We start from the raw sequence: 20,998 nt of genomic DNA on the forward strand, positions 1-20,998 counted from the left end.
GGCAGCCCCTCAGGCACCGCTTTGGGCACTGATTGCCCAGTTTCGTAGGATGGACGACGCTTGCCTGCGCGGCCCGATCCGTCCAGCGCACTACCATCGCAATGGTGGACAAAAAGAGCGTTGTCCACCCTACGGGTGTGAGTGGCAGCCTGCGTCTTGTGGCAGCCCCTCAGGCACCGCTTTGGGCACTGATTGCTCGGTTTCGTAGGATGGACGACGCTTGCCTGCGCGGCCCGATTCGCCCAGCGCACTACCATCGCGATGGTGGACAAAAAGAGCGTTGTTCACCCTGCGGGTGTGGGTGGCAGCTTGCGCCGGGGGCGATATGGATATCTGCCTGGACGAAGAGCTGCGCACCATCGAGGTCAACCTCACGGATCGCAGCCATTTCGACTATCCGCTGCTGATTGGCGCCAGTGCCATCCGCTAGCTGGGCGCCGCCATCGACCCCGTCAGTCGCTATACCGCCCAGCAACCGCAGTGCTGATCGACGGGTTGCCTGCCCACCGCTGAGACTCAGGCGTGATTCTTGCCTCGAAATGGCACATTGCCACGGCGTCGTGTGTCCGTGGCACCTGTTCGAGGTGGGTATGTGGGGATTGCTCAAACCGGGTGTGCGCGTATTGGAGCGCGTCAGTTTTACCCGCAAGTTTCAGTTGTTGTTCGTGCTGTTCATCATTCCCCTTGGCTATGCGCTGTGGGTGATGCTGAGCGGCAACCTCGAACGCATCGAGGTGCTCGATCGCGAGCTCGACGGCATGCAGGGCGTGCACGCCTTGGCTGGTGTAGAGCGGGAGCTGTTCGAGCAGCGTTTTCTGCTGGCCCGCTGGAAGGGCAATGACAAGGCTGCCGAAGGTTTGTTGCGCGAGCGTAGCGCCAAGCTCGGCGAGGCCTTCGCGGTGGCTGTCGAAGAGTTGAAGCTCACCGCGTTGAGCGAAGAAACCGAGCGTCAGCTGGCGGCGTTGCAGGCTTCGCTGGCAGAGCTGGATATCGCCGTGCTGGGAAAAATGGCACTGCTCGATGCTCTGGAGCGTTACCAGAGCACCCTTTCCCGCCTGGCGGTGTTACGTGAGCTGGTGGGCGCCGACAGTGGCCTGATACTGGACCCGTATCTCGACACCTACCTGATGATGGAGCAGCTGACCCTGACCCTGCCACGCCTGGCGGAGAACCTCGGCAGTTTCGCCAGCCAGGGCTATGGCTCGCTGGTGGCACAGCACTTCACGTTGCAGAACCGTGTGCTGGTGCGTGACCTGCGTCGCTCGCTGGAACAATCCGGTGCGCAGATGGCCAAGGCGCGCACCGCTTTGGAACGCTCTTCCCCAACTGCCATGGTGCGCCTGCAGGAGCCCTTTGCGCAGGCCGAGCAAGGCCTGCAGGTTTTTCTCGGCGAAGTTGATCGCGACATGATCGAGGCCAGCCCCATGGTGTTGCAGCCTGCACGTTTCGTGCAGCAGGTGCAGACCCTGCAAGCCCAGCAACTGGCGCTGCGCGAGGCGGTGCTCGAACAGTTCAACGCCAGCCTGGGCGAGTACCGGGGACACATGCGCATGGACATGCTGCAAACGGTGTTGATCTTTGCTGCGCTGACCGCCCTGGCACTGTACCTGTTGCTGTGCCTCAACGCGTCCATTCGGCGCAGCACCGCCGGCATCATCCAGGCGGCGGAGGGCCTGCGTGACGGTGACCTGCGGGTGCGCATGCAGGTGCACGGGGCCGATGACCTAGCCGCCATCTCCACGGCGCTGAACAGTGCGGTGGCTCAGTTGCTAGACTCGATGCAGGGTGTCGGCCGCGAAGGGCAGCGGCTCGACGAGACGGTCCGCGGGCTTGGGCGCCAGGCGAGTCAGTCGCTCGCGGCGGTCGAGCAACAACAGGCGCAAATGAGCCAGATCGCGACAGCGGCCACGCAGATGGCGGCCACCGCCCAGAGTGTCGCGCAAAGTTGCGAGCAAGCGGCGCAGGAGGCCGGGCAAACCCGCGAGATTGCCAACCAGAGCAACCAGCGCAGCGCCCGCACCAGCGCCAGCATGCGCGAACTCAGCGCCCGCCTGGCTGGCAGCTCGGCGACCCTGCAGCAGTTGCGCAAGCAAACCGAGCAGATCACCCGAGTGGTCGACGTGATCAAGGGGATCGCCGAGCAGACCAACCTGCTGGCGCTCAATGCGGCAATCGAAGCCGCTCGAGCTGGCGAGCAGGGGCGTGGCTTCGCGGTGGTTGCCGATGAGGTTCGTTCGCTGTCGCAGCGCACCCAGAACTCCACCGCGGAGATCGCCCAGACGGTCGGTGACCTGCACAAGGTGGTCGGCCAGTCGGTTGCCGAAATGGAGCAGGCCATGCAGCAGGCTGAGGGGGATGTGGGCAACGTGCTGGCGATGAGCTCCGACCTCGACGGCATCGTCGAGTCGGTTCAGCGGGTTAGCGACCGGCTCGCGCAGATCGCCACAGCCGCCGAGCAGCAGGCCGCCACGGCCGATGAGGTCAGCCACAACATCCAGCAGGTCGATCAGGCCGCAAGCGCACTGCTCGAGGGCGCGCGCATGGTCAGCAGTGCCGGTGAACAACTGCGCCTGGGCAGCGAAACCCTGGCACACAATACCGGGCGCTTTCGCCTGGGCTGATGCGTTTGCGCCGGCGTGATCAGAAAATGATCGTTCACCTGGAGGTCGCGTGCAACGTGGCCTCCAGGCACTGCTCCAAGGGTTGTCCACAGGTTCGTCCCCATTATCTGTGCATGACATGAGCGTGCCTGGACGCCGCATCCGGCGCCCCTGGTAGTTTAGTAAGTCAAGCAATTACAGTGGGTTGCGAAGCTTTTTCTGGCTTGTTCAAAAAATGAGCAGTTTCCTGCACGCCACGTCAGCCGTGTATCAGCGAGGTTAATCCCGGGTTTATCCACAGATTGATCCACGGCAACTGTGCATGAACGCCGCCTGGTCATTGGCGCTGCACAGCCTAATGCCCGCAAAAGAGCAATATGGGAGTGGGTTCAACCGGTTAACGTTCTGCTCATAAAACGTACAGAGCGCTGCATGCCGCGTCGTCTGGAGGATGCAAGCCCTGATATAGGGTTTATCCACAGCTTCATCCCCTCGTTCTGTGCATGGTTTTTCTCCGCCGCTCGCCTTCTTTGCATATTGACTAAAGGCCAGGTATTACAGTGAATTGTGCAATTCACGCCGACTCGAAGAGAGCTGCTCAAATAGTGATCGTCTGGCTGTAGCGCCTGAGGCGCCAAGGCTGCAGCGCTTCATGCAGGGTTTATCCACAGAATGATCCACGGCATCTGTGTATAGCTTCTCGCCGGGTGACGCTTGACGACGACTCGGCCCTCGCGCAGGCTCGGCAACCCAAGCCGCAAGGAAGCCGACCATGGCGACTATTCTGATCGTCGAAGATGAAGCCGCCATCGCCGATACTCTGGTGTTCGCGTTGCAGGCCGAAGGGTTCTCTACCCGCTGGTCGACCCTGGCCGGCGAAGCGCTTGCGCTGCTCGAGCGTGAGCCGTTCGACCTCGTCATTCTTGATGTGGGCCTGCCTGATATCAGCGGCTTCGAGGCCTGCAAGCGGCTGCGACGGTTTTCCGAGGTGCCGGTGATGTTCCTGACCGCTCGCAATGACGAGATCGATCGGGTGGTGGGCCTGGAGATCGGTGCCGACGACTATGTCGTCAAGCCGTTCAGCCCCCGTGAAGTGGCCGCGCGGGTCAAGGCCATCCTCAAGCGTGTGGGGCCACGTGAGGCCAGGGCGGAAAACGCCGAGGGGCCCTTTCGTGTCGACAGCGAGCGTATGCGTATCGACTACCACGGGCACGCGCTGAGCCTGACGCGCCTGGAGTTCCAACTGTTGCAGTGCCTGCTGGCGCAACCGGAGCGCGTGTTCAGCCGCGAGCAGCTGCTCGATGCGCTGGGCGTGGCTGCCGACGTGGGGTATGAGCGCAACATCGACAGTCATATCAAGAGCCTGCGCGCCAAGCTGCGTCAGGTGGTGCCTGCCGCCGAGCCGATCCAGACGCACCGCGGCCTCGGCTACAGTCTGCGGCTGGAGTAGCGCCGATGTTCACTGGCCAGAGGGTTCACTGATGCCGCTCGGGGTGCGTATCTTCCTGGTTTACTTCCTGTTCGTCGGGCTGTCCGGCTGGTTCGTGCTGAGCACGGTGATGGACGAGATCCGCCCCGGCGTGCGCCAGTCCACCGAGGAAACCCTGGTCGACACGGCGCACCTGCTGGCGGAAATCCTCCGTGAAGACCTCAATTCAGGGCAGCTCACCAGTGGCCACCTGCCCGAGCTGCTCAAGGCTTATGGCCGCCGTCAGCCTCAGGCGCAGATCTGGGGCGTGCCGAAGAATCAGGTCAACCACCGCATTTACGTGACCGATGCGCAGGGTATCGTGCTGCTCGACTCCAGTGGCTTGGCGGTGGGGCAGGACTACTCGCGCTGGAACGATGTCTACCTGACCCTGCGTGGGCGCTACGGCGTGCGCTCCACCCGTGAAGACCCCAGCGACCCCGATTCCTCGGTGATGTACGTGGCGGCGCCGATCATCGACGAGGGCCGCATTCTCGGCGTGGTGTCGGTGGCCAAGCCCAACCGTACCCTGCAGCCCTACATCGAACGCTCGCAGCGCCGCCTCGGCTGGCTGGGCGGCGGGCTGATCGGCCTCGGTCTGCTGGTGGGCGGGCTGCTCAGCTGGTGGCTCAGCGGCTCGCTGCGGCGCCTGACCCGTTATGCTCAGGCGGTCAGCGAGGGCCAGCGAACCGAATTGCCCCAGGTGCGCGGTGGCGAGCTGGGGCAGTTGGCGCAGGCGGTTGAACGCATGCGCACCGAACTGGAAGGCAAGGCCTACGTGGAGCGCTACGTGCACACCCTGACCCATGAGCTGAAGAGCCCGCTGGCGGCGATCAGGGGGGCCGCCGAGCTGCTGGAAACCGATATGCCCGACGCCCAGCGTCAGCGTTTCGTGGCCAATATCGCCGAGGAGGGCGAGCGCCTGCAGAACCTCGTCGAGCGGCTGCTGCACCTGGCCCAGGTCGAGCAGCGTCAGGGGCTGGAGGAACGCGTGCCGGTGGCCCTGCAGCCACTGATCGACAGCCTGACCCAGGCCCAGGTGGCGCGCATCGAGCGCGGCGGGGTGCGTGTGGAGAACCTGGTCGATGTGGCACACAGCGTGCTGGGCGAGCGATTTCTGTTGCGCCAGGCGCTGGCCAATCTGCTCGACAATGCCCTGGATTTTACCCCGCCCGGCGGCTTGATCCGTTTTGCCAGCGAATGCGGTGATGCCGGCCTGCAGCTGGCCCTGTTCAACGAGGGGCCGACCATCCCCGATTACGCGCTGCCACGCCTGACCGAACGCTTCTATTCCCTGGCGCGACCGGCAACCGGGCGCAAGAGCACCGGCCTGGGGCTCAACTTCGTGCAGGAAGTGGCCGACCTGCATGACGCGACGTTGAGCATCGGCAATGTCGATGCTGGCGTGCGAGTGTGCCTGACGTTTCCAGGCTGATGCTGCTCCCAGGGCCGCTGACCGTGCACAAACGCCTGTTGTTTAGCTATGCTCAAGAACCCGTCAATATTCCGATACAAGAAGAACGCGCATGAAAAAAACCGTCGCCGAAGTATTGAAAAGCAAGCCCATTTCCAACGTCTACAGCGTTGCTCCCGAAAACAGCGTGTTCGCCGCCGTGAAACTCATGGCTGAAAAGGGCATTGGTGCCCTGGTGGTGATCGATGGTGAGCGTCTGGCCGGCATCGTCAGCGAGCGCGACTATGTGCGCAAGGTTGCCGTGCAGGAGCGTTCGCCGGCCAACATGAAAGTCAGTGACATCATGACCAGCAAGGTGATTACCGTGACATCCACGGAAGACAGCCGGCACTGCATGGAGCTGATGACCAGCAATCGCCTGCGTCACCTGCCGGTGGTGGACGATGGCCAACTGGTCGGCCTGCTGTCCATCGGTGACCTGGTCAAGGACATCATCAGCGCCCAGGAAAACCTGATCCAGCACCTGGAACAGTACATTCGCGGCGAGTAGCCGCATTGCCGTGAGCGGTTGATCGCCCCGGTAGCGAGCCGGCGGCCCGTGGGCCAGCCGCTTTCCGCGAACGGCCGCTCACGGCGCCAGCTGCGCTCCGCACAATCACCACACAAACTCCATCACCACTCCACACTGCCTCCACGGGGCGTTGCCAGACTGCGTGCATCCCAACTGCACGGAGCGCTGTGCCATGAACCGAAGCCTGATGTTCAAACTGGGCACCATTGCCCTGTTGATTCTCCTGTTGATGATCCCCCTGTTGTTGATCGATGGCCTGGTCAGCGAGCGGCAAGGTGCGCGCGACGACGTGCTGCGCGACATTGCCCGTAGTTCCAGCTATGCCCAGCAGATCACCGGACCGATCATGGTGGTGCCGTATCGCAAGAAGGTCCTGACCTGGAAAACCCGCAAGGACAGCGACGAGCGTTACCTGGAAGAATCGATGGAGCAGGGTCGCCTGTACTTCCTGCCCGAGCGTTTCGTCCTTGATGGCGACGTGCGTACCGAGCTGCGTTATCGCGGCATCTACCAGGCGCGCCTGTACCACAGCGATAGCAAGGTCAGCGGCGAGTTCAAGGTGCCGGCCAATTACGGCATCGGCAGCGATGTCGACGCCTACTGGTTCGGTCAGCCCTTCATCACCGTGGGCATCAGTGATGTGCGGGGCATCGGCAACGACCTCAAGCTGCAGCTCAATGGCGCCAGCCTGAGCTTCGAGCCGGGCAGTGGCGATGACAGCTTCGGCAGCGGCGTGCATGTGCCGTTGCCGGCGCATGACCGCCACGGCGAGCAGGCCTATGCCTTTGCCTTCGACCTGAAGCTGCAAGGCACCGAGCAATTGAGCGTCAGCCCGGTCGGCCGTGAAAGCCAGGTCACGCTGCGTTCGGACTGGCCGCACCCAAGTTTCGTCGGCGAGTTCCTGCCCAGTCAGCGGAAGGTTACCGAGCAGGGTTTCACCGCCACGTGGCAGACCAGCTTCTTCGCCACCGACATGCAGGATGCCCTGAGCAGCTGCGTCAGTGGCTCCTGCGAGACGATGCAGAGCCGCACCTTCGGGGTGAGCTTCATCGATCCGGTGGACCAGTACCTCAAGGCCGACCGGGCGATCAAATATGCCCTGCTGTTCATCACCCTGACCTTTGCCGTGTTCTTTCTCTTCGAAGTGCTCAAGCGCCTGGCGGTGCACCCGGTGCAGTACGCCCTGGTGGGCCTGTCGCTGGCGTTGTTCTACCTGCTCTTGCTGTCGCTCTCCGAACACCTGGGCTTCGCCATCGCTTACGGATTGTCGGCCCTGGGCTGCGTGGCGCTGAACACCTTCTACGTCAGCAGCGTGTTGCGCAGCTGGTCGCGCGGCGGCGCCTTCGGTGCCTTGCTGGCGGCCTTGTACGGCTTGCTGTTCGGCCTGCTCGGCGCCGAAGACTACGCCCTGCTGATGGGCTCGCTGCTGGTGTTCGGCGTGCTGGGTTGCGTGATGGTGCTGACCCGCAAGCTCGACTGGTACGGTGTCGGCCGCCCGGCTGCCCACGAAACCGCCGTCACTCCCTGACCCTTTTGCCGGGGCGTGCCAGGCGCGCCCCGTGGAGATCGCCATGCGTGTCCTACTGCAATTTTCCGCCTGTTTCGCTCTGGGCCTGTGCATTGCCGGCGTGCTGCTCATCGCCATGATGTTCGTGGGCCGCTTCGACTGGATCGAGTTGCTCATGCTCAGTGGCTGGCCGTTCGCCCAACTGGGGTTGCAGCTGTTGCCCGAGGCGTTCTGGAATGCGCTGACCGGCGTGACCGATGCCGCAGCCAACAGCTCGGTGCAATCGTTCCTGCAACTGTGCGTGGCCATGCTGCAGGTCGCGCTGCTATTCGCCCTGGGCTTCTTTCGTGTGTGGTACCGGCGGTGAGCGGTCGCGTCGGGCTGCGTGAGGAACGCCGTGCCGGGCGGCAACTGGCGCGCTGCATTGCGTTGTTGTTTGCGTCGCCAGAAGCGGTTGCCGGCGCAGCGCGGCGGTCGCCAGGGTGCCGCCAACGCCCGGGCAGGCGCTGCTAGGCGGTGGTCCTACAGCGACGGCGCCTGCTGTCGCCTGCGCCAGCCGGCCAGTCGCTGTTCGAGGGCCTTGAGGCTGTCGCTCTGCTGCTTGCGGGCGCGGCTGAACAGGATCAGCGCCAATTCCGCGGTGACCAGGGCGTCGGCGCTGGCGTGGTGGCGTTGCTGTACCTGCAGGCCGAAATGGGCGGTCCAGTCGTCCAGGCCACCGTTGCGGATATCGGCCTGGGGGCAGAGCAGCGGCGCCAGTTCGGCGACGTCGAAGAAAGGGTGGCGCAGGCGCAGGTTGAGGGTGTCCTTCAGGGCGCGGGCCAGCATGCGCTGGTCGAAACCGGCATGGAAGGCCAGCAGGGGGCTGTCACCGAGAAACTCCATGAACGCCAGCAACGCCTCACCCGGCTCGATGCCGGCGGCGATGGCGCTGGGTGCCAGGCCATGGATCAGCACGCTGGCGCTGACCCGGTGATCGTCACGCTGCAGGGTGCATTCGAATTGCTGGCCCAGCTGGATGGCGCCGTTGTCGATGACCACCGCGCCGATTGACAGCACCTGGTCGCGCTTCATGTCCAGCCCGCTGGTTTCCAGGTCGAGCACCACCAGGCGCTGACGCGCTAGCGGCCTGTCATCGGGCATGGCGGGCGCTGGCAATGCGTCACGCCGGTGTTGCTGGTCGGCGGGCAAGGTGCTGTGGCGGCGGGTCAGCCAGGTCAGTGCATTCATAACTGGTAGCGTAGCGTCAGGCTGCTTTGCAGGCGCTGGGCCTGACGAAAGGATTCACGCAGGATGCGCCGATCCAGGTGGTTGAGGCTGTCCGGGTCGAGGCGATTGGCATAGGGTTGCCCCTGACGCGCCTGCAGCTGGTGCTGCTGCAGGCGAGTCTGCTGAATGAAGTGGTAGGCCTCCTCATAGGCCGCGCCATCGAGCGGGTCGATCACCCCGCGCTCGGTCAGCTGGCGCAGGCGCTGCTGGGTGTTGCAGGCCTTGATGCCATGCGCCAGGGCCAGCAGGCGAGCGCCGTCGACGAAGGGGGTGAGGCCCTGGGACTTGAGGTCCAGGGTGTCTTTCTCGGCGCCGCGGCGGGCCACCACGAAATCCCGGAAACGGCCCACCGGTGGGCGCTGGCGCAGGGCGTTCTCGGCCATCATGCGCTGGAACAGGCGGTTGTCGGCAATCTGCCCGAGCAGCTCGTCGCGCAACGTTTCGCAGCCGCTGGCATCACCCCATACGGTGCGCAGGTCGAAGTAGATGGTCGAGGCCAGCAGGTTCTCCGGCGAGGCCTCGCGCACGAAACCGGCGAAGCGCCGCGACCATTCCTGGCGCGACAGGCACAGTTGCGGATTGCCGGCCATGATGTTGCCTTTGCACAGCGTGAAGCCGCACTGTGCCAGGCGCTGGTTGATCTCCACGGCCAGGGGCAGCAGGCGGGCACGAATCGCTGCCGCTTCTGCGCCATCCGCTGCCTCGAAGAGAATGCCGTTGTCCTGGTCGGTGTGCAGGGTCTGCTCGCGGCGGCCTTCGCTGCCGAAACACAGCCAGGTGAACGGCACGCCGGGATCGCCGAGGTCTTCAATCGTCAGCTCGATCACCCGGCACACGGTGTGGTCGTTGAGCAGGGTGATGATGTGGGTGATCTGGCTGGCGCTGGCGCCGTGGGCGAGCATGCGGTCAACCAGCTGGCGAACGTCTTCGCGCAACGCGGCGAGGGTTTCCACCCGGCCGGCGTGGCGAATGGTGCGCGCCAGGTGCACTAGGTCGACACGTTGCAGAGAGAACAGATCACGCTCGGACACCACACCGCACAGCTTGCCCTGTTCGACCAGGCAGACGTGGGCGATGTGTCGCTCGGTCATGGCGATGGCCGCATCGAAGGCGCTTGCGCTCGGCGGCAGGTGGAACGGCGCCTGGGTCATCAGGCTGCTGATCGGCTGCTCCAGCGAACTGCCATCCGCCACGGCGCGGCGCAGGTCGCGCAGGGTGAAAATGCCTTGCGGGCGGAGGCCGGGGTCGACGATGACGATGCTGCCGACCTGCTGCTCGTGCATCAGCCGCACCGCATCACGCAGTGGCATATCCGGTGCGCAGGAGACCGGTTGGCGCATCGCCAGCTCGCCGAGGCGGGTATCCAGCGAGTACTGCGAGCCGAGGGTTTCCACGGCGCGCATTTGCACCTGCTGGTTGACTTGCTCAAGCAGGCTGCTGACCCCGCGCAGGGCGAAATCGCGCAAGGGCGTGGACTGCGCGAACAGGCGGGCGAAGGCGGCCTTGTCGAGTAGCAGGCAGAAGGTATCTTCGGCGGCCAGGTGCGCGGTGCGCGTGGCGCGTTCACCGATCAGCGCGGCCATGGGAAAGCATTCGCCGCTGGTGATCTCGAAAGTGGTTTCCGTGCCGCGCCTCGCCGAATGCGGGCGCTGACCGTGCACACGACCCTGTTTGACGATGTAGAGGTGCTGCACCGGGCCATCGTCCGGATGGATGATCACCTCGTCTTCAGCGTAGAAGCGCAGTTGGCAGTGCTCCACCAAGTAGGCGAGGTGGGCGCTGTCCATCTGGTTGAAGGGTGGGAATTTCTGCAGAAACTCCATGGTGCCGTGGATGTTCTGCATCACCGCGGTCTTGCCGGCCTGGGCGAAGTCGTCCGCTGGTTTCATCACGCGCATCCTGATCGTTCTTGTGTCGCCATGGTGGCGGTCTGAGCCGTGAATCGACATAGGACGTAAGTCTAGGCCGTCTGGCTCGCAACGTGCAGGGTGCTCGATGTTTTATCGATTGGGTCCACATTGCGCCGGCGGTTCGTGAACCTCTGCGGCTGTTTGGCGTCCTGTTCTGTCTGAGACGCATTTTTAGGCAGCCGGACGCGGTACCGGGTCCGGGGATAGAGGAGAAGCATCCATGAGCGGCAACCTTTCTGGTCGAGCCCTGGCCCTCGGGCTGGGCGTCATCCTGAGTTGCAGTGCTAGCGCGCAGCAGAAGCCCGTCGAACTGATCGGCCTCAACGTGGCCGGCGCGGCATTTGCCAGTTCCCACATTCCCGGCAAGCACGGCACCAACTTTTTCTTTCCGCCCAAGGGTTATTACGAGAAGTGGCAGCAAAAGGGCATCAGCTGGGTACGCTTCTCCATCCAGTGGGAGCGCCTGCAGCCCAAAGCCAATGGCGAGTTCGACGAGGCCTACGCCAAACTGATCGACAAGACCCTCACCGAGGCGCACCAGAACGGCATCGAAGTGATGCTCGACGTGCATAACTACGGGCGCTACTACGGCAAGGTGATCGGGACCGAGGCAGTGCCGATCTCGGCCTACCGCAACCTGATGGAACGTATCGCCGCGCGTTGGGGCAACAACCCGGCGCTGTACTCCTATGACCTGATGAACGAGCCCTACGGTGCGGCCAACAAGTTCTGGCCAGAGGTGGCCCAGGCGGGCATCGACGGGGTGCGCAAGTATGACAAGAGCAATGACATCTATGTGGAGGGCGCCGAGTATTCGTCGGCGCTGCGCTGGCCCAAACTCAATGACAACCTGCTCGACCTCAAGGATCCGTCCAACAAGCTGATCTATTCGGCGCACATGTACATCGACCCGGACGCCAGCGGCAGCTACAAGCAGGCCCTGGCACCGAACCTCGACCCGCAGATCGGCGTCAAGCGCCTGGAGCCTTTCGTCAACTGGCTGATCAAGCACAACAAGAAGGGCCACATCGGCGAATTCGGCGTGCCGGCCGACGACGAGAGCGGCCTGGTGGCGCTGGACCAGACCCTGGCTTATTTGCAGAAGCACTGCATTCCCTTCACCTACTGGGCGGCCGGCCCGTCGTGGGGCAAGCACAAGCTGTCGATCGAGCCGGTGAAGGGTGTGGATCGTCCGCAATGGGCGGTGCTGCAGAAGTACCTGGGTGGCGGCAACTGCACCAGCATCGGCCCGGGAACCTGAACCAGGGGTTGATGATCTGATCAGCGGGGCGGCGCTCGTGTCGCCGTCACCGCTCTCTACGCCGCACTTCATCTCAAGGACGCACGCATGACAAACCGCAATCTGTGGGTGGATTACGCCAAGGCCATCGGCATCCTCCTGGTGGTCTATGGCCATGTGGTGCGCGGTTTGCTCAACGGTGGAATCATCACCGAGAACGTGGCGTTCCATGAGCTGGTGGACAGCATCATCTACACCTTCCACATGCCGCTGTTCTTCTTTCTGTCGGGGCTGTTCTTCTGGCACTCGCTGAACAACCGCGGCAGCGCCGGGCTGTTCTGCAACAAGATCGACACCATCTTCTACCCCTTCGTACTCTGGTCGCTGCTGCAGGGCAGCATCGAGGTGGTGCTGGCGCGCTACACCAACGGTGGTGTGGGCATGGGCGAAGTGCTGGCGCTGCTGTGGTCGCCGCGGGCGCAGTTCTGGTTCCTGTATGCGCTGTTCGCCGCGTTCTGCCTGGCGATCCTGCTGTACCGCAATTTCTCCGCGCGGGCCTTCCTGCCGCTGCTGGTGCTCAGCGCGCTGTGCTATCTGCTGCAACAGTGGACGCCACGCGTCGCCGCGCTGGTGTTCCTGGCGCAGAACTTCGTGTTTTTCGCCTTCGGCGTCTGGTTCATGCAGATCCGCGGCAGCATCGAGTCGCGCGCCGCTGCGGTGGCGCTGGGCAGCGGTATTGCCTTCGTCGTCGCGCAGTATGTGTTCCATGGGCCGCTCGGCCTGAGCTACGCCGACCGCGGCGCCGCGTCGCTGGTGGTGGCCTTCATCGGCATCCTGTTCACGGTCAGCCTGTGCATGCTGCTGGCGCGCCGGCCGGTGGGCTGGATGCTCACCCTGGGTGCCCTGTCGATGCCGATCTTCCTTATGCACATTCTCGCCGGCAGCGGCATGCGGGTGATCCTCAGCAAGTTCTTGGGCATCAACGACGACACCCTGCACATCATCGCCGGCTGCCTGGCGGGCGTGCTGCTGCCAATCATCGCCGCGAAGATCCTCGAGGCGCTGAACATCAACTGGTTGTATGAAGCACCCAAGCGCTTCTCCGCCTACCGCTGGCAGCAGCGTCGGGTAGCGGCCCAGCCGGCGGCGTAGGAACCTGGGTATCGCTGTGCTCCACCACAGGCTACGGAGCGATTCTGTAGCCCGGCGTCGAGCGAAGCGACACCCGGGATAGTGACGATGCGAGCCTTGCTGGACGCAAAAGAAAACCGCCTTTCGGCGGTTTTCTTTTGGCGTGGGCGCTTAGCGTGCCTGGCTGGCTTTCAGCTCGCGGCGGCGGCGATGCAGCACCGGCTCGGTGTAGCCATTGGGTTGTTTGGCGCCTTCGAACACCAGTTCCAGCGCCGCCTGGAAGGCGATGTTGCCGGCGAAGTCAGGCGCCATCGGCCGGTACGCCGCGTCACCGGCGTTCTGCCGGTCGACCACCGGGGCCATGCGCTGCAGGCTTTCCAGCACCTGCTGCTCGCTGACCACGCCATGGCGCAGCCAGTTGGCCAGCAACTGGCTGGAGATGCGCAGGGTAGCGCGGTCTTCCATCAGGCCGACGTCGTTGATGTCCGGCACCTTGGAACAGCCGACGCCCTGGTCGATCCAGCGCACCACGTAACCCAGGATGCCCTGGGCATTGTTGTCCAGCTCGTTGCGGATGTCCTCGTCGCTCCAGTTGGTGTCTGGTGCCAGCGGAATACTGAGGATCTCGTCCAGCGAGGCTGGTGCGCGCGTGGCCAGTTCGGCCTGGCGGGCGAACACGTCGACCTTGTGGTAGTGCAGGGCGTGCAGGGTGGCTGCGGTCGGCGAGGGCACCCAGGCGGTGTTGGCGCCGGCCAGCGGGTGGCCGATCTTCTGGTCGAGCATGGCGGCCATCAGGTCGGGCATCGCCCACATGCCCTTGCCGATCTGCGCGCGGCCCGGCAGGCCGGTTGCCAGGCCGACGTCGACGTTGTTGTTCTCGTAGGCGCTGATCCACTTCTCGCCCTTCATGGCCGCCTTGCGCACAACGGCGCCGGCTTCCATGGAGGTGTGGATCTCGTCGCCGGTGCGGTCGAGGAAGCCGGTGTTGATGAACACCACGCGTTCGCTGGCGGCGGCGATGCAGGCCTTGAGGTTGACGGTGGTGCGCCGCTCCTCGTCCATGATGCCGACCTTCAGGGTGTTGCGCGGCAGGCTCAACACCTGTTCGACGCGGGCGAACAGCTCGCTGGTGAAGGCGACCTCCTCGGGGCCGTGCATCTTCGGTTTGACGATGTACACCGAACCGGTACGGGTGTTGGCACGGCTGCTGTTGCCGTTGAGGTTGTGCATGGCGGCAAGGCTGGTGCACAGCGCATCGAGAATGCCTTCCGGCAGTTCGTTGCCGCTGGCATCGAGCACTGCCGGGTTGGTCATCAGGTGGCCGACGTTGCGCACGAACAAAAGGCTGCGCCCGTGCAGGGTCAGCTCGCCGCCGTTCGGGCGGGTGTAGACCCGGTCCGGGTTCATGGTGCGGGTAAAGGTGCTGCCGCCCTTGCTCACCTGCTCGCTCAGGTCGCCCTTCATCAGGCCCAGCCAGTTGCGGTAGACCAGGGTCTTGTCGTCGGCATCGACGGCGGCCACCGAGTCTTCGCAATCCATGATGGTGGTCAGTGCCGATTCCATGAGGACGTCCTTCACCCCGGCGGCATCGGTGCTGCCGATCGGGCTGCTCGCATCGATCTGGATCTCGAAATGCAGGCCGTTGTGCTTGAGCAGGATAGCGATGGGCGCGCCGGCCTCGCCCTGGAAGCCGACCAGTTGGCCGGCATCGCATAGCCCGCTGATCTCACCGTTGCGCAGGGTGACCAGCAGCTTGTCGCCCTCGATGCGGTAGCCCGTGGCATCCGCATGGGAGCCCGCCGCCAGGGGCGCGCTGTCATCGAGAAAGGCGCGGGCGAAGGCAATCACCTTGTCGCCACGCACTGTGTTGTAGCCCTTGCCCTTCTCTGCGCCGCCTGCCTCGCTGATCGCGTCGGTACCGTAAAGCGCGTCGTACAGCGAACCCCAGCGGGCGTTGGAGGCGTTGAGGGCAAAGCGCGCATTCATCACCGGCACGACCAACTGCGGGCCGGCCATGCGGGCGATTTCGTCGTCGACATTTTCGGTGCTGGCCTGGACCTGCTGCGGCTGCGGCAACAGGTAGCCGATCTGTTCCAGGAAGGCCTTGTAGGCCACTGCGTCGTGCGGTTTGCCGGCCTGGCTGCGGTGCCAGTGGTCGATCTGCGCCTGCAGTCCGTCGCGCGTGTCGAGCAGCGCGCGGTTCTTTGGTGCCAGGTCGCGGAACACCGCATCGGCACCCGCCCAGAACGCATCCGCGGTAACGCCGCTGCCGGGAATGGCTTCGTCGTTGATGAAATCGAACAGTACCTTGGCGACCTGCAGGCCACCGACTCGAACACGCTCAGTCATCTCTCGCCTCTCTGCTTCGCTTAGCCACTGTAACGGCAGGGAACCCTCGGTACTGCGCAGGCAGGTCGCTGGCGGGGCCGGTGTTGACGGCTACGCTTCGTTGCGGCGTGTCTGGAGGTGCTTCGTGAGCGGGGTTTCCACAACCAGCAGGACTGGGTTCAGGATTATGTAGTGATTTTTTGTCGATACTACATGAACGAATCGGGAAAAGCAGTCCAGAAACGGGCTGGCGCTACCTTGGTCGTACACATGTCGGCCCGGCCGAGCGGGCACGAGTGCCTATACTGCACTCCAGCCTTGAGGAAATGACCATGCCGACCCATGTCGCTGCGCTTGCCGATCTCGATGACCTGGTACCGTTGTTTGCGGCCTACCTGGCGTTCTATGCCGTCGACAAGGACCTCGTCGAGGTGCGTGCCTTCCTGGCCGCGCGGCTCGAGCACGGTGATTCCCACCTGTTCATCGCCCGTGACGGGCAGGGCAGCGCCCTGGGTTTCGTGCAGCTATATCGGCTGTTCGCGTCCCTGGCGCTGCGTCCGAGCCTGCTGCTGAGTGACCTCTACGTGGCCGCGCAGGCGCGCAAGCAAGGCGTTGGCGAGCAGTTGCTGGACGCGGCGCGGCAGCATGCGGTGAGCGTGGGTGCCTGCGGCCTGCAACTGGAAACGGCGAAAACCAACCAGGCGGCGCAATCGCTTTATGAGCGCCTCGGCTATGTTCGTGACGCGGTTTATCTGACTTACTGGCTCGACCTGACGTGAGCACCAACGACGAGGACGTGAGCATGGATCACCTGATACTGACCGTTATCGCCCAGGATCAACCCGGCCTGGTCGAGCGCGTCGCCCAATGCGTGGCGAAGCACGGCGGCAACTGGCTGGAAAGCCGCATGTCGCGCATGGCCGGGCAGTTTGCCGGCATCCTGCGGGTGGACGTTCCCGCCGCGTCCCATGGCGCGCTGATGGAAGCCCTGGGCGAACTGAGCGCCCAGGGCATTCGCGTGCAACTCGCCTCCGCCGGCGCCGAGCCGGATTGCACGTGGAAATCCATCCATCTCGATCTGCTGGGCAACGACCGGGCCGGTATCGTGCGCGATATCACCCGGCTGCTGGCCGCGAATGGCGTCAACCTGGAAAGCCTGGTGACCGAGGTAACGCCCGCGCCGATGAGCGGCGAGCCGCTGTTTCATGCTCAGGCCACGCTGGCAGTGCCCGAAGGCCTGGCACTGAGTACCTTGCAGACCTCACTGGAGACCCTGGCGGATGACCTGATGGTGGAGTTGAAACTGCGCATGGAAGACTAGTCATCGGCACGCCTACGCGGCGAACGAGATCGATGAAAACGACAAGGCCGCCCAGTGGGCGGCCCTGTCGTTTTCATGCCTGAAGGATCACCACGTGTAGTCGACGCTGGCAATCACGCTGCGCGGGTCGCCGTAGTAGCAGTAGAAGCCGTCGCAGGTCGCCAGGTATTCCTTGTCGAACAGGTTCTTGGCATTGATGGCGACGCTGGCGCCTTCCAGCGAGTTGCTGAGCTTGCCCAGGTCATAGCGCACCGCTGCGTCGTACACGGTGTAGGAGCGGGTATGGCCGTCCGACACATCACGTACGAAGCCCATGCTGCCTACGGCTATGTTGTCCGTCTCGCCGATATAGCGTGCGCCAAAGCCAACGCCGAAGCCTGCCAGGGTGCCGTCGTTCCAGGTGTAGTCGGCCCATAGGGATGCCTGATTCTCGGGCATCAGTGGCAAGGCGCGGTTCTTGTCGCGGGGATCCCCGACCTTGGTCATCTTGCTGTTGGCATAGGTGTAGGCAGCAGTGATCTTCAGGTTTTCGTTGACGCTGCCCACGGCTTCCAGCTCCAGGCCACGTACCTGTACCTCGCGAACGGGCTCGGTGGCCCCCGCGGTACTGGTGGTGACGATATTCTGCCGTTTCAGGTCATAGGCCGCTGCGGTGAACAGTATGTCGCTGCCGGGTGGTTGATACTTGATGCCGAGCTCGTACTGCTTGCCGGTACTCGGGCGGAAGGTTCTGCCGCCGCTGCCACCTGCTTCTGCCTGGAAGGATTCGGCATAGGAAACGTAAGGCGTGAAGCCGGAATCGAACACGTAACTCAGCGCGGCGTTGCCGCTGAAAGCGCTGTCGCGGCGCCTGTCTTCGGCATTGCCAGCGTTATAGAACGTGGTGTCGGAACTAAGCCAGTCCTGGCGCCCGCCCAAGGTCAGGCGCCAGTTATCCAGTGCCATCTGATCCTGGATATACAGACCGGTGCTATGCCGTTTCTGGTTGTAGTCCTGGAACGCGGTGTAGGCGACGTTGCTGAAATCCTGGCCGTAGATCGGCGTGATGATGTTGCTGGTAGGCGCGGAGCCGAACAGCCATTGGTAATTGGTATTAACGCGCTGGTAGTCGAAACCCAACAAGAGGGTGTGCTTCAGCGCACCGGTGTCGAAGTCCGCCTGCAGGTTGTTGTCGACGGCAAACTGGCTCACGTCCTCGTTTACCACGTTGGCGCCACGAGAAAGCGTACCGTCATCTGCGACGGCCGCTGCAAAGCCCCCCGCCGTAATACTCTGAAACGCCAGGTCGCTCTTGGTGTAGCGCAGGTTCTGCCGGAACTGCCAGACGTCGTCGATGCGATGCTCGAAGGCATAGCCCAGGGCGTAATACTCCTTGTCGTAGAACTCCCAGTCCGGATCGCCCAGGTTCTTGTGGTAATCGACCTTGCCCGCCGGGGTGGCCAGCTTGGTGCCTTGCAGCGGCAGGAACTGGCTGGTGGTGCCGGTATCGTCGCGGTTGAACTGGCTGAGAAAGGTCAGCCGGGTGTCGTCGGCGATGTTCCAGGTCACGCTCGGAGCGAGGTTGAAACGCTGGTCGTCGATGTGTTCGATCGCCGTGCCACTGTCGCGCAGTACGCCGCCGACGCGGTACAGGAAACGGCCGTCCTCATCGACGCGGCCGGTACTGTCGAAGCTGATCTGCTTGTGCTGGAAGGTGCCGACCTGCAATTGCACCTGATGGCTGCTGATGTCTTCGGGGCGTCGGCTGACCATATCCAGCAGGCCGCCTGGAGGTGTCTGGCCATAAACCGAGGAAGCGGGCCCGCGCAGCAGGGCGACGCGCTCCAGGTTCCAGGTCTCCAGCTTGGGCATCACGTAAGTGCCCTTGGGCAGCGGCAGGCCGTCGAGCATCTGGATCGGCTCGAAGCCTCGGATCTTCATCCACTCGGCGCGGCTGTCGCTGCCATAGCTGCTGGCGATCACGCCAGGCATGTAGCGCACCGCATCGTCGAGGTTCTGCACCTTGCGATCCTGCATCTGCTGGCGGGTCGCCACGGAGATCGAGCGCGGCGCTTCGGCAATCGAGGTGTCGGTCTTGCTGCCAGCCGCAGTACGTGTCGCCAGGTAGCCGGTGGCCGGGCCCCAGGCGCTTTCCACACCGCTGCTGGCGCTTACGGTGGTTTCCGGCAGCGCCAGCGTGGCGCTGTCCGCAACCGGCTGCACGCTGTAGGTGCCTGCGGCGCCCGGCACCAGCATCAGACCGCTGCCGGCCAGCGCCAGACGGAGTGCGCCAGCGGTGTCGTATTCGCCCTGCACCGGTTGAGCGCGCTTGCCGGCGGTCAGGCTCGGGTCGATGCTCAGCACCACACCGGCCTGGCTGGCGATCTGGTTCAGGGAGCTGGCCAGCGGGGCGGCGGGCACCCGGTAGCTGCGCACGGTGTCAGCCGACTGGGCCAGGCTGATAGCCGGCAGGCTGGCCAGCGCGATGGCGGCGACCAGCATGCGCGGGCGGAACGGGGTACGGCTGAACATCGGCATCGCGAACGGCTCCTACAGGGAAATGAGTCTGATTTCCTATTGCCGGAGCCGATGGCGAAAGTGATAGGGCCACCGCAAAAAAATTCTACCGGGGCTTTTCTGCCTGCGGCACGATGCGAATCCACCAGTCGCTGTAGCGTTGCACCCGCACCGGCAGGCTGGCGGGAATGGCCGCCAGGGCCAGGTCACGGTTGCGCAGGGGGAAACTGCCGCTGATACGCAGATCGGCAATGCTGGCATCGGCACCCAGATGGCCGCTCTGGTACTCGCCAAGGCGTTCCAGCAAATCGGCCAGACGCACGTTTTCCACCACCAGCATGCCGTGCATCCAGGCGTCGGCGGCGAGCGGAGCGAACTGGCTGGCGCCCAGGCTCTCGCGGGTCATCAGCACCTGCTGGCCCTGCTCGATAACCCGCTCATCCGCGGCGTGCTGCGGATGCGCGGCAACGGCTGACTGCAGCACGATGAGGCGCGTGCCCTGATCGTCCTCGCGGACCAGAAAACGTGTGCCCAGGGCGCGCAGGGTGCCGTGTTCGGTCTCGACCAGAAATGGCCGCGGGTCGCCGTGGGCAGTCTCCACGAGTATCTCGCCGCTGCGCAGGAACAGGCGGCGCGCGTCGGCCGTGAAGTCGATATCCACGGCGCTGCGACTGTTGAGGCGCAGCCGGCTGCGGTCGGCCAGTTGCAGCTCGCGCTGCTCGCCAGCGGCGGTTCTTTCGTCGGCCAGCCAGTCGCTCAGGGGGCGCTGCCGGTCAAGCAGGCCGAGGCCCAGCAGGCTGGCCAGCAGGATGCCGAGCAGACCACCGACGCTGCGCCGTTGCGCGGAACGTTGCGGGCGCCGCAGCAAGGCCTTGCGTGCGGCCGGGACCGCCGCCACGGCCAGTTGCTGATCCAGTCCGGTCAGCTGTTTCCAGGCGCGCACGTGCTCGGGGTCAGCCGTCAGCCAGCGCTGGAAGTCGACTTTTTCCCGTTCGCTGGTGATGCCTGAATCCAGACAGAGCTGCCAGTGGATGGCCGCTTCCAGCACGCGGTTGCTGACCGGTACGGACGCGCTGCTCATGCCGTCGGCTCACCATACAGGGCGATGTAGCACTGGCGGGCTGCCTGGGCGAGGTATTGGCGTACCCGCGGTACCGAAACGCCCAGGCGCTGGGCGATCTCGGCGTGGCCGAGCCCGTCCAGGCGGTTGTAGAGAAAGGCGCTGCGTGCCCTGGGTGACAGAGTGCCGAGCAGGCGGTCGATCTCGCGCAGGGCTTCGAGTATCAGCGCCTGCTCTTCCGGGCTGGCATGCACGGCTTCGGGGCTGTGGCTCAGCTGTTCCAGGTAGGCGCGTTCCACGGCGTTGCGGCGGAAGTGGTCGATCAGCAGCCCGCGGGCGATGGTGCCGAGCAGGGCGCGCGGTTCGCGCAGTTGCTGCAGGTCAGGCTTGCCGAGGATGCGCACGAAGGTGTCCTGGCTCAGGTCCTCGGCCCGTTGCGGGCAGGCCAGGCTTTTGCGCAGCCAGCCGAGCAGCCAATCGCGGTGGTCGCGATAGAGCTGGCCCGTGAGTTGCTGATGCGTGGATTCCCCGACCGACACAGGTAGCTCCGCGAATAAGGGAGAAATAAAGCAATAACTATTCGCATATGATTGCAGGATGCAACTACAGCCTGCAATCGCTTGTGGTCGGTTTTGTGTGGAAGGTTACGTCTCGCCCCGTCGCAAGCACCTGGGCGCGCAGGC

At 64.1% G+C, this 20,998-nt stretch carries 16 protein-coding genes and 1 pseudogene; 11 read left to right on the plus strand and 6 right to left on the minus strand.

What is annotated here, in order from left to right; genetic code table 11:
* Positions 1–322: 322 nt before the first annotated feature.
* From ACZ0AV_RS17130 to ACZ0AV_RS17160, 7 genes and pseudogenes are all read left to right on the plus strand, one after another.
* Positions 323–430: pseudogene (locus ACZ0AV_RS17130) on the plus strand (putative ATP-dependent zinc protease); the annotation flags it as partial.
* A gap of 160 nt (positions 431–590) precedes the next feature.
* Positions 591–2,621, plus strand: a complete 2,031-nt coding sequence (locus ACZ0AV_RS17135; RefSeq protein WP_499152135.1) for a methyl-accepting chemotaxis protein — start codon at positions 591–593, stop codon at positions 2,619–2,621.
* Between the two features lie 751 nt (positions 2,622–3,372).
* A complete protein-coding gene (gene creB / locus ACZ0AV_RS17140) occupies positions 3,373–4,050 on the plus strand; it encodes a two-component system response regulator CreB (protein ID WP_499152136.1) in 678 nt (225 codons plus the stop codon).
* Positions 4,051–4,081: 31 nt separating this feature from the next.
* Entirely contained in the window at positions 4,082–5,503 is a 1,422-nt protein-coding gene (gene creC, locus ACZ0AV_RS17145; protein ID WP_499152137.1) for a two-component system sensor histidine kinase CreC, read from the plus strand.
* A gap of 91 nt (positions 5,504–5,594) precedes the next feature.
* A complete protein-coding gene (locus tag ACZ0AV_RS17150) occupies positions 5,595–6,032 on the plus strand; it encodes a CBS domain-containing protein (protein ID WP_499152138.1) in 438 nt (145 codons plus the stop codon).
* A 193-nt stretch (positions 6,033–6,225) separates the two neighbouring features.
* A complete protein-coding gene (gene creD / locus ACZ0AV_RS17155; RefSeq protein ID WP_499152139.1) occupies positions 6,226–7,581 on the plus strand; it encodes a cell envelope integrity protein CreD in 1,356 nt (451 codons plus the stop codon).
* A gap of 43 nt (positions 7,582–7,624) precedes the next feature.
* The gene (locus ACZ0AV_RS17160) at positions 7,625–7,927 is read left to right on the plus strand and encodes a hypothetical protein (RefSeq protein ID WP_499152140.1); all 303 of its coding nucleotides are present in this window, start codon (positions 7,625–7,627) and stop codon (positions 7,925–7,927) included.
* Positions 7,928–8,082: 155 nt separating this feature from the next.
* On the opposite strand, the gene ACZ0AV_RS17165 is transcribed toward ACZ0AV_RS17160, so the two are convergent.
* Both ACZ0AV_RS17165 and ACZ0AV_RS17170 read right to left on the minus strand, forming a co-directional pair.
* Positions 8,083–8,790, minus strand: coding sequence for a 3'-5' exonuclease (locus ACZ0AV_RS17165; RefSeq protein ID WP_499152141.1), 708 nt, complete (start codon positions 8,788–8,790; stop codon positions 8,083–8,085).
* Positions 8,787–10,718, minus strand: a complete 1,932-nt coding sequence (locus ACZ0AV_RS17170) for a putative nucleotidyltransferase substrate binding domain-containing protein (protein ID WP_499152142.1) — start codon at positions 10,716–10,718, stop codon at positions 8,787–8,789. The genes ACZ0AV_RS17165 and ACZ0AV_RS17170 overlap by 4 nt, the downstream gene beginning before the upstream one ends.
* 241 nt (positions 10,719–10,959) lie before the next feature.
* On the opposite strand from ACZ0AV_RS17170, the gene ACZ0AV_RS17175 reads away from it, so the two are divergent.
* Together ACZ0AV_RS17175 and ACZ0AV_RS17180 are read left to right on the plus strand one after the other, a co-directional pair.
* Positions 10,960–12,000, plus strand: coding sequence for a glycoside hydrolase family 5 protein (locus tag ACZ0AV_RS17175; protein WP_499152143.1), 1,041 nt, complete (start codon positions 10,960–10,962; stop codon positions 11,998–12,000).
* A gap of 87 nt (positions 12,001–12,087) precedes the next feature.
* Complete coding sequence (locus ACZ0AV_RS17180; RefSeq protein ID WP_499152144.1) at positions 12,088–13,131, plus strand: acyltransferase family protein; 1,044 nt, start codon at positions 12,088–12,090, stop codon at positions 13,129–13,131.
* A gap of 150 nt (positions 13,132–13,281) precedes the next feature.
* Here ACZ0AV_RS17180 and ACZ0AV_RS17185 read toward each other — a convergent pair whose 3' ends face one another.
* Positions 13,282–15,459, minus strand: a complete 2,178-nt coding sequence (locus ACZ0AV_RS17185; protein WP_499152145.1) for a malate synthase G — start codon at positions 15,457–15,459, stop codon at positions 13,282–13,284.
* Between the two features lie 311 nt (positions 15,460–15,770).
* Between ACZ0AV_RS17185 and ACZ0AV_RS17190 the strand changes: the two genes are divergently transcribed.
* Positions 15,771–16,217 carry a GNAT family N-acetyltransferase gene (locus ACZ0AV_RS17190; protein WP_499152146.1) on the plus strand — a complete coding sequence of 149 codons (447 nt, stop codon included), beginning with the start codon at positions 15,771–15,773 and terminating at the stop codon, positions 16,215–16,217.
* A gap of 23 nt (positions 16,218–16,240) precedes the next feature.
* A complete protein-coding gene (locus ACZ0AV_RS17195; RefSeq protein ID WP_499153383.1) occupies positions 16,241–16,759 on the plus strand; it encodes a glycine cleavage system transcriptional repressor in 519 nt (172 codons plus the stop codon).
* A gap of 87 nt (positions 16,760–16,846) precedes the next feature.
* Here the strand turns inward: ACZ0AV_RS17195 and ACZ0AV_RS17200 are convergent, their stop codons facing one another.
* The 3 genes from ACZ0AV_RS17200 to ACZ0AV_RS17210 all read right to left on the minus strand — a co-directional run bounded on the left by ACZ0AV_RS17200 (position 16,847) and on the right by ACZ0AV_RS17210 (position 20,854).
* A complete protein-coding gene (locus ACZ0AV_RS17200; protein WP_499152147.1) occupies positions 16,847–19,276 on the minus strand; it encodes a TonB-dependent siderophore receptor in 2,430 nt (809 codons plus the stop codon).
* A gap of 85 nt (positions 19,277–19,361) precedes the next feature.
* Positions 19,362–20,336, minus strand: a complete 975-nt coding sequence (locus tag ACZ0AV_RS17205) for a FecR domain-containing protein (protein ID WP_499152148.1) — start codon at positions 20,334–20,336, stop codon at positions 19,362–19,364.
* Entirely contained in the window at positions 20,333–20,854 is a 522-nt protein-coding gene (locus ACZ0AV_RS17210) for an RNA polymerase sigma factor (protein WP_499152149.1), read from the minus strand. Before ACZ0AV_RS17210 ends, ACZ0AV_RS17205 begins: the two co-directional genes overlap by 4 nt.
* Between the last annotated feature and the right edge of the window lie 144 nt (positions 20,855–20,998).

This window comes from Pseudomonas sp. AC532, assembly GCF_979258965.1.

Coding starts and splice junctions, on each gene's coding strand:
- ACZ0AV_RS17170 (WP_499152142.1), bottom strand. CDS start 10,718: ATGAAACCAGCGGACGACTTCGCCCAGGCCGGCAAGACCGCGGTGATG.
- ACZ0AV_RS17180 (WP_499152144.1), top strand. CDS start 12,088: ATGACAAACCGCAATCTGTGGGTGGATTACGCCAAGGCCATCGGCATC.
- ACZ0AV_RS17165 (WP_499152141.1), bottom strand. CDS start 8,790: ATGAATGCACTGACCTGGCTGACCCGCCGCCACAGCACCTTGCCCGCC.
- ACZ0AV_RS17150 (WP_499152138.1), top strand. CDS start 5,595: ATGAAAAAAACCGTCGCCGAAGTATTGAAAAGCAAGCCCATTTCCAAC.
- creB (WP_499152136.1), top strand. CDS start 3,373: ATGGCGACTATTCTGATCGTCGAAGATGAAGCCGCCATCGCCGATACT.
- ACZ0AV_RS17185 (WP_499152145.1), bottom strand. CDS start 15,459: ATGACTGAGCGTGTTCGAGTCGGTGGCCTGCAGGTCGCCAAGGTACTG.
- ACZ0AV_RS17195 (WP_499153383.1), top strand. CDS start 16,241: ATGGATCACCTGATACTGACCGTTATCGCCCAGGATCAACCCGGCCTG.
- ACZ0AV_RS17205 (WP_499152148.1), bottom strand. CDS start 20,336: ATGAGCAGCGCGTCCGTACCGGTCAGCAACCGCGTGCTGGAAGCGGCC.
- creC (WP_499152137.1), top strand. CDS start 4,082: ATGCCGCTCGGGGTGCGTATCTTCCTGGTTTACTTCCTGTTCGTCGGG.
- ACZ0AV_RS17200 (WP_499152147.1), bottom strand. CDS start 19,276: ATGCCGATGTTCAGCCGTACCCCGTTCCGCCCGCGCATGCTGGTCGCC.
- ACZ0AV_RS17160 (WP_499152140.1), top strand. CDS start 7,625: ATGCGTGTCCTACTGCAATTTTCCGCCTGTTTCGCTCTGGGCCTGTGC.
- creD (WP_499152139.1), top strand. CDS start 6,226: ATGAACCGAAGCCTGATGTTCAAACTGGGCACCATTGCCCTGTTGATT.
- ACZ0AV_RS17135 (WP_499152135.1), top strand. CDS start 591: ATGTGGGGATTGCTCAAACCGGGTGTGCGCGTATTGGAGCGCGTCAGT.
- ACZ0AV_RS17175 (WP_499152143.1), top strand. CDS start 10,960: ATGAGCGGCAACCTTTCTGGTCGAGCCCTGGCCCTCGGGCTGGGCGTC.
- ACZ0AV_RS17190 (WP_499152146.1), top strand. CDS start 15,771: ATGCCGACCCATGTCGCTGCGCTTGCCGATCTCGATGACCTGGTACCG.